Source organism: Streptomyces sp. DvalAA-14, assembly GCF_900091855.1.
In the GTDB taxonomy this organism is placed as follows: Bacteria; Actinomycetota; Actinomycetes; order Streptomycetales; family Streptomycetaceae; genus Actinacidiphila.
Window position 1 is genome coordinate 1 of the sequence record NZ_FMCH01000071.1, and the last position, 12,084, is coordinate 12,084.

General features: G+C 72.1%; 9 protein-coding genes, 2 tRNA genes and 3 pseudogenes. 8 read left to right on the top strand and 6 right to left on the bottom strand.

The genetic code is table 11. The features are described 5' to 3' along the window. Window positions 1-17: 17 nt before the first annotated feature. Window positions 18-1,703 (bottom strand): sensor histidine kinase, encoded by a 1,686-nt coding sequence (locus GA0115240_RS03565; protein WP_218087409.1) that lies wholly within the window; start codon window positions 1,701-1,703, stop codon window positions 18-20. Then, window positions 1,700-2,542: a response regulator transcription factor gene (locus GA0115240_RS03570; protein WP_093735183.1), complete on the bottom strand. Its 843-nt coding sequence runs from the start codon at window positions 2,540-2,542 to the stop codon at window positions 1,700-1,702. The genes GA0115240_RS03565 and GA0115240_RS03570 overlap by 4 nt, the downstream gene beginning before the upstream one ends. A gap of 199 nt (window positions 2,543-2,741) precedes the next feature. On the opposite strand from GA0115240_RS03570, the gene GA0115240_RS03575 reads away from it, so the two are divergent. Beyond that, window positions 2,742-3,788, top strand: a complete 1,047-nt coding sequence (locus tag GA0115240_RS03575) for an MEDS domain-containing protein (RefSeq protein WP_161301996.1) — start codon at window positions 2,742-2,744, stop codon at window positions 3,786-3,788. Window positions 3,789-3,942: 154 nt separating this feature from the next. Continuing rightward, on the top strand, window positions 3,943-4,245 hold the full coding sequence (locus tag GA0115240_RS03580; RefSeq protein ID WP_093735185.1) for a hypothetical protein: 303 nt from the start codon (window positions 3,943-3,945) through the stop codon (window positions 4,243-4,245). Between the two features lie 440 nt (window positions 4,246-4,685). Here the strand turns inward: GA0115240_RS03580 and GA0115240_RS03590 are convergent. After that, a pseudogene (locus tag GA0115240_RS03590) lies at window positions 4,686-5,244 on the bottom strand (DinB family protein). A 116-nt stretch (window positions 5,245-5,360) separates the two neighbouring features. Here GA0115240_RS03590 and GA0115240_RS03595 point away from each other — a divergent pair. Then, complete coding sequence (locus GA0115240_RS03595; protein WP_141708708.1) at window positions 5,361-5,609, top strand: hypothetical protein; 249 nt, start codon at window positions 5,361-5,363, stop codon at window positions 5,607-5,609. Between the two features lie 469 nt (window positions 5,610-6,078). Further along, on the top strand, window positions 6,079-6,402 hold the full coding sequence (locus GA0115240_RS03600; RefSeq protein WP_141708709.1) for a hypothetical protein: 324 nt from the start codon (window positions 6,079-6,081) through the stop codon (window positions 6,400-6,402). Between the two features lie 142 nt (window positions 6,403-6,544). Here the strand turns inward: GA0115240_RS03600 and GA0115240_RS36045 are convergent, their stop codons facing one another. Then, complete coding sequence (locus GA0115240_RS36045; RefSeq protein WP_141708710.1) at window positions 6,545-7,096, bottom strand: DUF6083 domain-containing protein; 552 nt, start codon at window positions 7,094-7,096, stop codon at window positions 6,545-6,547. Window positions 7,097-7,220: 124 nt separating this feature from the next. Here GA0115240_RS36045 and GA0115240_RS03610 point away from each other — a divergent pair. Continuing rightward, window positions 7,221-7,760 (top strand): annotated as a pseudogene (locus tag GA0115240_RS03610) (GntR family transcriptional regulator); the annotation flags it as partial. Between the two features lie 185 nt (window positions 7,761-7,945). Next, window positions 7,946-8,062, top strand: a pseudogene (locus GA0115240_RS39110) (replication initiator); the annotation flags it as partial. A gap of 137 nt (window positions 8,063-8,199) precedes the next feature. Here the strand turns inward: GA0115240_RS39110 and GA0115240_RS03615 are convergent. Both GA0115240_RS03615 and GA0115240_RS03620 read right to left on the bottom strand, forming a co-directional pair. Then, window positions 8,200-8,275 (bottom strand) — tRNA-Arg (locus GA0115240_RS03615). 236 nt (window positions 8,276-8,511) lie between these two features. Beyond that, a tRNA-Ser gene (locus tag GA0115240_RS03620) sits at window positions 8,512-8,605 on the bottom strand. A 307-nt stretch (window positions 8,606-8,912) separates the two neighbouring features. Between GA0115240_RS03620 and GA0115240_RS03625 the strand changes: the two genes are divergently transcribed. Both GA0115240_RS03625 and GA0115240_RS03630 read left to right on the top strand, forming a co-directional pair. Beyond that, entirely contained in the window at window positions 8,913-9,455 is a 543-nt protein-coding gene (locus tag GA0115240_RS03625) for an SSI family serine proteinase inhibitor (protein ID WP_093735191.1), read from the top strand. Between the two features lie 286 nt (window positions 9,456-9,741). Beyond that, a partial coding sequence (locus GA0115240_RS03630) for a PAS domain-containing protein (RefSeq protein WP_141708711.1) occupies window positions 9,742-12,084 on the top strand: 2,343 nt, incomplete at its 3' end.

A 12,084-nucleotide genomic window follows, 5' to 3' on the forward strand; every position in this document is an offset into this window, starting at 1 on the left:
CATCGGCAGCGCCGCTGTCATGACCGTGTGGCGAGGCTGGGCACGGCCTGTGAGTGCGCGGCCGGCAGCGTGACGGTGAACACGGTTCGGCCCGGCGCGCTGTCCACCGTGACCTCGCCGCCGTGCGCGGTGACCACCGAGTGCACGATGGCGAGCCCGAGTCCGGTACTGCCGGCGTTCCGCGAACGGGAGGCGTCGCCCCGGGCGAAGCGCTCGAAGATGTGCCGGCACAGCTCCGGCGGGATGCCGGGCCCGTCGTCCTCGACCTGCAACAGGACGGCGGGCTGCGCGGGGACGGCGTACGGCTGGGCGCTGCCCGGATCGCGCGCGGGGGGGTGCCCGGGATCCTGCCCGGCGCGCAGCGGCATGCCGGCCGCTGCCTCCTGCCGCAGCACCCGGGCGGTGACCGTCGTGCCGGGCGGGGTGTGGGTGCGGGCGTTGGCCAGCAGATTGGTGAGCACCTGGTGCAGGCGCTGCGGGTCGCCGCTGACGGTGGCGGGTTCGTCGGGCAGGTCGAGCCGCCAGTGGTGGCCGTGGCCGGTCGCGCGGGCGTCGCTCACCGCGTCCACGACCAGCGGCGACACATCGGTCTCGGCGAGATCGAGCGGGCGGCCCGCGTCCAGCCGGGCGAGCAGCAGCAGGTCCTCGACGAGGGTGGTCATCCGGGCCGCCTCGGATTCGATCCGGCCCAGCGCGTGCCGGGTGTCGGGGCCGGGCGACTCCCGGCCGCGGCGGGTGAGTTCGGCGTAGCCGCGGATGGAGGCGAGCGGCGTGCGCAGTTCGTGGCTGGCGTCGGCGACGAACCGCCGGACCCGGGTCTCGCTCTCCTGCCGGGCGTGCAGTGCCGAACCGACGTGCCCCAGCATGCGGTTGAGGGCCGCACCGACTTGCCCGACCTCGGTGCGCGGGTCGGTGTCGGAGTCGGGGACGCGTTCGCGCAAGGTCACCTCGCCGCTGTGCAGGGGCAGTTCGGAGACCCGGGTGGCGGTGGCCGCGAGCCGGCGCAGCGGCTGCAGGGCGATCCGCATCAGGGCGGCACCGGCCAGTCCGGCGGCGACCAGGCCGGCCGCGGTGACCGACACCTCCACCCACAGCAGGGTGGACAGCGTGTCCTGCGCCCCGGAGGTGGACAGGCCGACGAGGGTGACGCCGTCCGCCTGGGGCAGCGCGGACTCCACCCGGTAGTCGCCGAGGCCCGGGATGTGCAGGGTGTGCGGCTTCTCGTCCAGCGGCACATGGGTGAAGGCCGCGGCCTGGGTGGCGCTGAGGTTCCGGGGGACCAGGACGGGACTGCCGGAGTTGGCCGCGCTGACGGCCGCGCGTTCGACGGTGCCGTTCGGGCCGAGCACGGCGCCGACGGTCTCGCCGGGCTGGCCGCCGCCGCCCAGGAAGCCCAACTGGTCGAAGGAGCTGGCCCGTTCCGGCCCGGGGTGGCCGCTCGGCCGGGCGGCCGGCGGTCGGGCGCCGCCCGGGCCGCCGTCCAGGCCGTGCCCGAACGGCATGGTGCGCATCGCCAACTCCTGCACCTTGCCGTCGAGTTGGCCGTACAGGAAGTCGTGCAGCGCGAAGATCGTCACCGAGCCGATCACCGCGCAGACAGCCGCGACCAGGGCCACGCAGGACAGCACGAGGCGGCGGCGCAGGGACCAGCGGCGGCGTCCCCTCGCCTCCGTCCGACGGCCGGCGCGGTCCCGGCGGGTCACGCCGGTTCGCCCGGCTTGATCAGGTAGCCGGCGCCGCGCCGGGTGTGGATCATCGGCGGGCGGCCGACGTCGATCTTGCGGCGCAGGTAGGAGATGTACAGCTCGACGACATTGGCCTGGCCGCCGAAGTCGTAGCTCCACACGCGGTCCAGGATCTGCGCCTTGCTCAGCACGCGGCGCGGGTTGCGCATCAGGTAGCGCAGCAGCTCGAACTCGGTCGCGGTCAGGTGGATGTTGGCGCCGCCGCGGCTGACCTCGTGGCTGTCCTCGTTCAGCACCAGGTCGCCGACGGCCAGCAGCGACTCGTTGCGTACGGCGGCGGCGCCCGAGCGGCGCAGCAGTCCGCGCAGCCGGGCGACGACCTCCTCCAGGCTGAACGGCTTGGTGACGTAGTCGTCCCCGCCGGCGGTGAGCCCGGCGATCCGGTCCTCCACCGCGTCCTTCGCGGTCAGGAACAGCACCGGTACGTCGGGGGTCTCGCGGCGCAGCCTGGCCAGCACTTCGAGGCCGTCCATGTCGGGCAGCATCACGTCCAGGACGACCGCGTCCGGCCGGGACTCGCGGGCCGCGCGCAGGGCGCCGGCGCCGTCGGCCTCGGTACGGACCTGCCAGCCCTCGTAGCGCAGGGCCATCGAGAGCAGGTCGGCGAGCGGGGTCTCGTCGTCCACGACCAGGACGCGGACCGGGGAGCCGTCCGGGCGGGCCAGGTCGGCGGCGGACTGGGGGGCGGAGGACTGGGGGGCCGTCGCCGGGTGTGCCGGGCTCTGGCTCGGGGCCGGGGCCGGGGCCGGGTGGGCCTGGGTGTTTGCGGTACCGGTGAGCGATGAGGTGGAAGGCATGGTGACCACCCTGTGGGCGCGCTATGAAAGGAATCTTGGCCGTTTCTGTGAAACGTCTGAGAATCCGGGTGGGCCGGCCGATCGGGCGGTCCCGCGGCGAGCGGACATTTCCTGTCGCTGACAGCCACTTCCGGTCACGACCTGGGAAGAAGCGGTCGGTTGCGGCGGTTGGCCCACGCCCCGGCGTATGTTCGTCGCTATGGCGGGAGAGACCTGCGACGAGGCGGCACCCCCGGGCTCGTCGCGTGCGCGGACGCCTCGGACGGTCGCCGTCGAGCGGCTGGGCCCCGGCGATCACGCGTGCCTGTGGTTCGACAGCCACGAGGACCGGTGGGCGCTGCGCGCCGCCTTCGCCACCGACGGGCTGGCCCGCGGCGAACGGGTGATCTTCTTCACCGATCCGGACACACTCGAAACCGAGGCGCTGGACCGGCTGGCCGCCTTCGGAGTGCCGGTGGACCGGACGGGCGACGGTGGGCGGGTCGAGGTGATCGGGACCGTGCCCGGTTACGAGCCCGGCCGCGGATTCGACGCGGCCGCCCGCAACGAGCACTGGGTGACCGTGGTCCGGGACACCTGGGCGCGCGGCTTCACCGGACTGCGGGCGACCGGCGACATGAGCTGGGCGGCCCGACCCGAGGTGGACGGCGGCGAGTTGGCCGCGTACGAGGCGGGGCTGACCCCGCTGCTGGCGAAGCTGGGCTTCACGGGCGTCTGCGAGTACGACCGCGGCGCGTTCGCGGCCGCGCCGGACGACCCGCTGGACTCCTTCGCGGGATCGCCGGCCGGGGACGGTGGGGCCGAACCGGCCGCGGTGCCCGACGGGACGCCGCCCCGGCCCCCGGTCCCGGCGAGGGCCGCGGACCGGCGACTCGAACGGGTGCTGGCGGCGCACCCGTTGAACGTCATGCCGCGGCCGGGCGGCCTGCACTCCTCCCGGGAAGGGAACGTCCTGCGGCTGGCCGGGGACGCAGATCTGGCCACCCGGATCCCCTTCGAAGAGGCCGTGCGCGAACCGGGGTTGACCACGATCGATCTGACCGGGCTCGCCTTCGTCGACGCCTACTGCGTACGGACACTGCTGCGGCTCGGCGGCGTGATTCTGGAATGCACGACCGCGCAGCACCGGCTGCTGGAGCTGTGCGGCCCACCCGGGAGCGACAACGCCGTGGTCGAGGTACGCACCCGACCGGGCGGCCGTTCGGCTCGCGGACCGCGGGATTCACCCCGCCGACCGGGTAGTTGAGGCCGCCCCCGGCCCCCACTCGCCGGCCTGCGCCGCCCAACGGCCCCCGCGACACCGACCCGTGTCAGGGGCCAGAACCCCGAATCCGCTGCCGCCGCGGTCCCCCTTCTGCTGTGATGGAGCCAGCACGCTTCGTAGTCGAGGGGAGCCCTACGTGGACAAGGACGAGGAACGCCGGCTCTCGGCGCTCACCCCGGAGATCTCCCGGGCCACCGTCGACCTGCTCCGCCGGGTCGTCGGCCTCGAACCGGCCGAACGCATCCCCGAGGAGGCCCTGGCCACCGCCGACCGCGTCCTGGCCGAACGCGGCACCGACGGCCTGCGCATCCTCGCGATGAGCCTGACCGGCTGGGCCGCCGTCCTGATCGAACAGGACGCCAAACTCTCCGGCCGCACGTTCGAAGCCGTCCTGGACGACATCGACTTGACCTGCCTGGAAGCCAACGCGGAGGGATGAGAGGCCCGTTACCCCCGTTCGGGCCCACCGTCCGGGCCCACCGTCCGGGCCCGGCGTCCCGGCCCACCGTCCCGGCCTGCTGCCGCAATCGGCAGAGCCGCGCCCCCGCGCCCGGCACCACTTCCAGCAGTCATTGCGCGGGACAACCCACCCGGTCGGGGTCGGTCACCGGCGACCGGTTCGGGCCCTCGTCCGCAACGAAAGGACCAGCCGGTTGAGGAAGGGACAGAGAACCACAACGCAGCACATCGTGATCACCTCGTCCCACGGCTGATGCAGCAACAACCGGGCGGCGGCGGCACCGAGGCACACCGTCGCCAGGAGCCCTCCGCAGAAGAGCAGGACCCGCCATCGCCTCGCCATACCGCCCGCCTACCCGCCGGGGCTCGCGAGCAGCCCGGCCACCGCCCGTCGGCGCTCCCCCGAGCCGGCCGGGTGGATCAGCCCCGGTCGTGGTCGCCGGTCGAGCCGTCGATCAGCTCGCGCAGGATGTCCATGTGGCCCGCATGCCGGGAGGTCTCCGTCGTCACATGGATGAGCACCCAGCGCAGCGAGACGGTCTCACCGGACCAGGACTCGCCCAGATTCTCCATGCCGAGCTCATCGATCACCTGGTCGGCAGTGGCTCGGGCACGGCCCTAGAAGTCCACGATCTCCCTGGTGGACTCGTTCGGCAGTGGCTCGGGCACGGCCGTAGAAGTCCACGATCTCCCTGGTGGACTCGTTCGGCAGTGCCCGCATGTCGGAGGTCTCGTCGACCTCGACATCGAAGGGCAAGGGCCCCGTCGCTCGGCCGAAGGTCTCGCAGAACCAGCCGAGTTCGACGCCCCCCAGGTGCTTGACCAGCCCCAGCAGGTTGGTCCCGGACGGCGTCATCGGTCGGCGCAACTGCTCGTCATCGAGGCCCTCGAGCTTCCACAGCACCGCGTCGCGATGCCGGTCGAGGGCAACGTGCAGACTTTCCTTCTCGCCACCCGTAAAGGGCACCCGCCTCATCATGCGCGGACGCTAGCAGCCAGCGCTGACAGAACCGGTGGTCCCCCACTTCCTCGACCAGCTGACGAGTCGCCCCGACCAAGTACCGTGCCGTGGCTGGCTGGCTGTACGGTGCGGCGGTGTCCTTCAGAACCCGGTCGACCCTGACCGCCGCGGCCCGCCTCCTCGCCCTGGATGTCGGCCTGATCGCCATCTGGCGTTACGGCCGCCACGCGACGTGGACCTCCATCGTCCCGTGGGCCGCCGGATTCCTCCTGCTGACGCTCGCCGTGACCGCCTACCGCTGGTGGTGGCTCGGCGACCCGGAGCACCTGGAGCTGATGCAGATGACCCCCGCCGAGCGCCAGGCGCGAGCGCGGCTGAAATAAGGACACCACGCCGACTCTGCGGATCGCCCCTACGGTGCGCGGCACGCGGCCGGGCGGGGACGCTGCTACGTCCGGATCCGCGACTGCTCCACCCGGGCCGCGGAGCCACAGGGCGGGCTCGGACGAGCTGAACGAGCGTTGTGAGACCCGAGCCGTCCGCGCAGCAGAAAGGCCCCGATCCGCCGTAGCGTCATCAGGGCCTCTGACCTTGCCTCTGGCCAGTTTCCATCGTGTGCACTCGGCAGGATTCGAACCTGCAACCTTCTGATCCGTAGCTCTAGCCGGAACGGTCAACAGCGGTCATACCAGCCGCTACGAGGGCTCGGAGTGACGATTGCCGCCGGGGAAGGTTGCTGGGGTTGCGGTACTTCGCTGCTGTACAGGGCTGCTGCCTGTGGAACGGCGGGTACCCGACACCGCGGCGGACAAGCCCACCAGCTAAGTTGCTCCCGGGTCTAGCCTGCTTGTCGTGCACCTTCAAGACATTCCTTCGCTCTGGCACCTACGCATGACCAATGGCGGGCTCGCTCACATCTGGGCCGATGGTTACGAGGAAGTTGACGGGTCCTACGTCTTCGATGTTCTGGCCAGGGTTTCCCTCGCCGACCAGGCTCACCTGGCTGTCACGGGGGCCGCGCCGGCCGATCCGGAAGGGGTGTGCGTCACTGTTGCCCGCATTCCGATGAACGCGGTGCAAGACCTCCACACGGCCAAGATCGGCACGGATCTCCCCTACTGCGCCTGTGACCAAGGGCAGCAGTCACGCGACCACGAGGGGATGTTGGAGCACTAGTTTGGAAGACGAGTGCGGCGGGCCCGTGGTGACCTGGGGCGGGCCAGTCCAGGGCCTACGAGTCGGAACCCCTGCTGTTCCCCGTAGTTCCCCGCTGCGTACCCGTCAGACGGGCACGCAACGGGCACGCGGGGCACGCTCGCTACTCGTCCTCGAACTCCTCGGCGGACGGCGGCAACCAGAGCTGTCGGGTGATGTCGTCACGGCGGGCTTGTTCGACCTCCTCGATTGCTGCTGGGTCCTGGCAGACGACCGTGTGCGCCGGGATCACGAGGTCGTCGGGAAGCGGTTCGATTCCTCTGACCCGTACGGCGATCTGGCCAGTCACGTAGGTCGAGTAGCGCGCCCTGATCGGCTCGATTCGCCACCAGTACCGACGGGGCACCTCCTTCGCTCGCATCGCCTCGGTGTCCAGATGTACCCACCGCTCGTAGTTGGTCTGCATGGTCCGCACCGCCATGCCGCACTTGGGGCAGTCGTCAGGCTCGATCGGCTCAAAATGCTTCGGACCTGGGTCGGGTCGTGGCGGGTCTGTGGCGCCGTCGATGGCGGCCAACTCGTTGGCAAGCCGGTTCCAGCATGGATCGCATCGGACCGTCCCGAGCGGTATCCCCACCCCGCGCTCGTACGCCGGCCGACTCGGGTCGCCGCAGACCTCGCACACGTGCCGCTGTTCGGTGCGTCCACCACCCATACCCCCGAGTGTGAGCGCGCGGCCACGGAACGTAGTAGGGCGACTTCAAGCCCATTCTTGCTGCCGCCGGGCGTAAGCGGCCGCTGGAGTTGCGGTGCCCGCGGCCCTGTGCACCGATTCGTATCCGGTTCAGCGGAAGTCCTCGGACCGGTTCCGCCGTGCGCACCGGAAGGCCGGGAAGGCTGCCTACCAAGCCGAGACGGAGCAGTCGGGCAGTGTGCCATCCGTCAACGTGCTCTTCGTCGGGCCCGCCGAAGCTCCGGAGGACATCGCCGATCGCCTCGGCGTTCCGCCCGGTGCGCAAGTGCTCGCCCGCAAGCGGCGCTACTTCCGCGACGGCGTACCGACCGAGGAAGCCACGTCGTACCTTCCGTGGCAGGTCGTCAAGGACATCCCGGAGATGTTCGCGGAAAACCCTGGCGGCGGCGGGATCTATGCCCGGCTGGAGGAACACGGGTACGGACTGGTCGAGTTCACGGAGACCGTGCGTGCGCGGTTGGCGAGCAAGGCCGAAGCGTCGGCTCTAGCCCTGAGCCCCGGTGCACCCGTGATCCATCTTGTCCGGAATGCCATCGTTGCGGATGGGAGTGTGGTGGAGGTCTGCGACACGATCATGGCCGCTGACCAGTTCGTTCTGGACTACCGCTTCCCCGCTACAGACTGACGCAGCGTCAGCGCGACATTCCCGTCACAAGATTTTTCCCGTGGCGGGTTGACTCATGTACAGGGGACCACCCCCGGGTTTTCGCCACGCTGACCGCACCGAGCTTCGGCGGTCCACAACCGGCCCGCTGCCGGCCGCTGCCGCTGCGGCAGCACCCACCCCGACGGCGCCACCGAACTGGGCACGACCGGCGGCTGTGGGCCTGGGCACACATGCTCGGCTTCCGCGGCCACTTCTCCACCAAAGCCCGCCGGTACTCCACCACCCTCGGAGCGCTCCGCCAGGCACGGGCCGACTACCGCAGAGGAACAGGTGCGGGACGCGTTGCGGCGGCTGTCTGAGGCCATGGACAACGGCTGATCGAAGCGGTTGCTGTACTTCGCTGCTGTACGGTACGAAAAAGCCCCCGCCCGGATGATCCGGCGGGGGCTTTGACCTGTGGTGCACTCGGCAGGATTCGAACCTGCAACCTTCTGATCCGTAGTCAGATGCTCTATCCGTTGAGCTACGAGTGCGGGATGCTTTGCGGCCGTTTTGACCCGGTCGCCGTTGCGTGGACAACTTTACATGAGGTGGCGCGGGAGGTGAAATCGATACTTCGCAGGCGCGGTGAGCTGGGCAGATGCGGTTGTGGCGAGGCACACGGGCCGCAGGCGGTCGCCGCTCGCCGGAGCGAGGGGGCAGGCCACGAGCAGGGGGCGGAAACGCGTCAGGGAGCCCGCGCCGGTTGGCGCGAACTCCCTGGTCGTGATGGCGGAGGCGGAGGGATTTGAACCCTCGATGGACGGTAAAGCCCAAACCGCATTAGCAGTGCGGCGCCATAGACCGGACTAGGCGACGCCTCCTGGGTACGTGCCCGGGTGGTGAGTGGGCGCGTGGGGAAATGATGGCACAGCCTGGAGGGCCGCGACCAATCGCAGACTACGGTACAAGGCGCGGGCTGGGCAGGGCAAAGGGGTTCGCGGGGCGTTCGGCCCGGTGGCGACCCGACCCGGCGAAGCGCCCTGCCGATAGCGCGCCGTCACGCCGCACCACCGTGCCGCACCACCGGCGCACCCCGCCCGCGCCGCGCCAGCGCCCCGCCCCGCCCCCGCCGCGCCCACCGGAGAGTGACTCCCGGGCAGCCGCGGCCTCGCCCGGTAGGGAGGGGACATGCCTTTCACCCGTACCCCTCGCGACACTCGCGTCATCCCTCACCGCATCCCGCGCACCCCGCGCCGAATCCCGCGCGGCATCCCCCACCGCCTCACCCGCAAAGCCCTCGCCACCCTCCTCCTCGGCGCCGCCGTCCTCACCGCCACGCCCGGCGGCGCCCACGCGATCGGTCTGCCCCGGTCCGCCTCCGGCGGGAAGCTGTTCATCAGCTATGACGACGGCGCCGGGCACAGCCGGACGTACCGCGTGAGCTGCTGGCAGCGGGACGGCGGGACGACCGGCGGGAGGGTCGGGGCCCCGGAGGCGTGCCGGCGGCTGCGGGAGATCGGCGGGCCGGTCGGGCCGGTGGCCGGCGGGCAGGCGTGCTCGATGATCTACGGGGGTCCGCAGACCGCCGAGGTCAGAGGGCTGTGGGACGGCCAGACCGTGGCGGAGTCGTACCGCAGGACGAACGGGTGCGAGGTGGCGCGGTGGGCGCGGATGGTGCCGGTGCTGCCCGGGCCGGACCAGGACACGCCGCCGCGGGAACTCAAAGGCTGAGAACTCCCGGAAGCGCCCGGAAAGTCACGGGTGACGTATGCCACACCACGGGTGGGCGGCCGCCGTACAACCATCAACGCCCAAGCAGTCAGGCGCACATGGGCATCCGAGGCACCGGCGGGGGGCCCGACCCGTACACTCGGCTAGTGACATGTCCCGGGGGTGGCGGCAAGATGGGCCGCCCGTGACGACAGCCGACCGCGCCGCGTGAAAGGGACGCGCGCGGGGCCGCCCCGGGAGCGCAGGGCAGCGCGGCAACACATGCGGTAACAAGGAGGACGCGTCCGTGAGCAGCAGGCCATCCCGAGGCGCTGCTCGCCTCGCCTCGATACTCGACGCTCTTCCCGACGCGCTGCTTCTGGTCAACGCCAACGGCACGGTGGTCAACGCCAATGCCATAGCGCTGGAGACGTTCGAGACGCCGGGTACGGCGCTGGTGGGGCGGGGGTTGCTCGACCTGCTGCCCGAATTCGACCCGAAGCGGATCCCGGGCTCGATGCGCAGCCCGCGCGAGGCCGAGGAGGACACCCGCACCAAGCCGACCCGGATGACCGCGCGCCGCACCGACGGGACCGAGTTCCCGGTGCAGGTGACCAGCGCCAATCTGGAGGACGGCCGGACCCCGTACGCGGACTTCGGTGACGGGGTGCCGCACTTCACCGGCGACGAACTGCTGATGCTGGTGGTGCGGGACCTGTCCGGCACGGTGGACACCGAAGCCGAACTCGCCCGGCAGCAGCGGCAGACCGAGATGATTCTGCGGGCCGCCGCCGAGGGCGTGGTGGGCGTGGACACCGCGGGCAAGATCGTGCTGGTCAATCCGTCGGCCGCGCAGATCCTGGGGCACCGGGCGACCGACCTGGGCGGCAAGGAGCTGCACCCGCTGGTCCACCACTCGCGGCCGGACGGCTCGCCGCTGGCGTACGAGGAGACGCCGCTCGCCGACACGCTGCGCTCCGGGCGCAAGCACCGGGTGCGCGGCCAGGTGCTGTGGCGCAAGGACGGCAAGGCCGTACCGGTCGACCTGACGACGGCGCCGGTACGGGACGGGGAGCAGCTGGTCGGCGCGGTGATGACCTTCACCGACCGGACGCAGTACGACGCGCTCGCCGCGCGCGGGATGCAGTTGCGGGCGCTGCTCGACACGTCGCTGCGCGGCCCGCTGGCGGAGCTGCGCGGCGAGCTGAGCGGCCTGGCGGCCGACCCGGCCGGGCAACTGTGGCCCGAGGCCAATCAGATCCTGCACCATCTGGCCGCCGGGTACGCCCGGATCACCACGCTGATCGACAATGTGCTGGCCTTCCAGCGCCTGGACCGCGGCGAGGACAAGCTGAACCGGGCGCCGGCCGGGCTGGACGACGTGATCGCCGCCGCCGTGGACGGCGCGGTGGAGCTGATCGGACCCGGGCGGGCGCAGTACGCGGTGCACGCGCCGCCGATCCAGGCGTCGGTGGACGCGCCCCGGATGGTGCAGGCACTGGCCCACCTGATCGCGGACGTGGCCGGGGTGGATTCGGCGGGCAACGCCATCGCGTACACCGGCGACTCGACGATCGTGGTGGCGGCGGCGCAGCGCGGCGACGTCGTACGCATCGACGTGCGCGGGCCGAGCGCGGGCGGCGACCCGGTGCATCTGCCGCTCGCGCGCGGGATCGTGGAACGGCACGGCGGCGTCCTGCAGACGCACGAGGTGCCGGGGCAGGGCAGCGCGTACGTGCTGGAGGTCCCGGTCGGGCCCGGGTCCGGCTCCGGCGACCGGCGCAGGGCCGCGGCGGAAGGTACGGACGCGGGGCGCGAGCGTTCCGACGGTACGGACACGGGCATGTCGTCCGGCGCGGGCGCGTCCTCCGGTACGCGGGGACGGCAGCCGGCCGAGGACACCCAGACGGTGGTCGCGCCCTGGGCGATTCCGGCGGCGGCCGATCAGAGCGAGGCCCCGACCGGGCGGCGGCGTGCGCTGCGGCGTCCCGAGGACGAGGGGACGCCGCAGGCGGCGGCCGATACGGCGGGCGGCACGGCGGAGGCGGTCCACCCCCCGACCGGGCGCAGGGCTCGGCGGGCCCGGCCGGAAGAGCAGGCGGAGGACCGAGCGGAACCCGAACCGCGCCGGGGCATCGAGCAGCGCAGGGACATCGGACCGGGCCGGGAGATCGGCGGCCCGGGCCGGGAGACCGGTGGAACCGGCCGCGAAACCGGTGGAACCGGCCGGGACACCGCTGGAACCGGCCGGGAGATCAGTCCTCGCAGGGAAGTCGGTCCGGGCCGGGAGATCGCTCCGGGCCGCAACGCGCTGCCGGCGGCGGACGCGGGGGGCCAGGCCGGGCCGAGAGGGCAGGCGGTCGGCCCATCGGGTGAACGAGGCGGTCGCGGCCCCGGTGGCCCATTCGGCCCCGGCGGGCAGCAGGGCGGCCGGGGCGGTCCGTTCGCACCGGGCGACCGGCGCGGCGAGCAGGACAGCGACCAGAGCCGTCAGCTCAACCCCGCGGCCCAGCACCGCGCCCCGGCCGGCCCGCCCGCGCAGGCCGACCAGTACCAGTACCAGGGCCCGGGCCGCCCATTCGGGCCAGCAGACGGGCCCGGCGACCAAGGCGGCGACCGGTTCGGCAACCAGGGCGGCAACGAAGGCGGC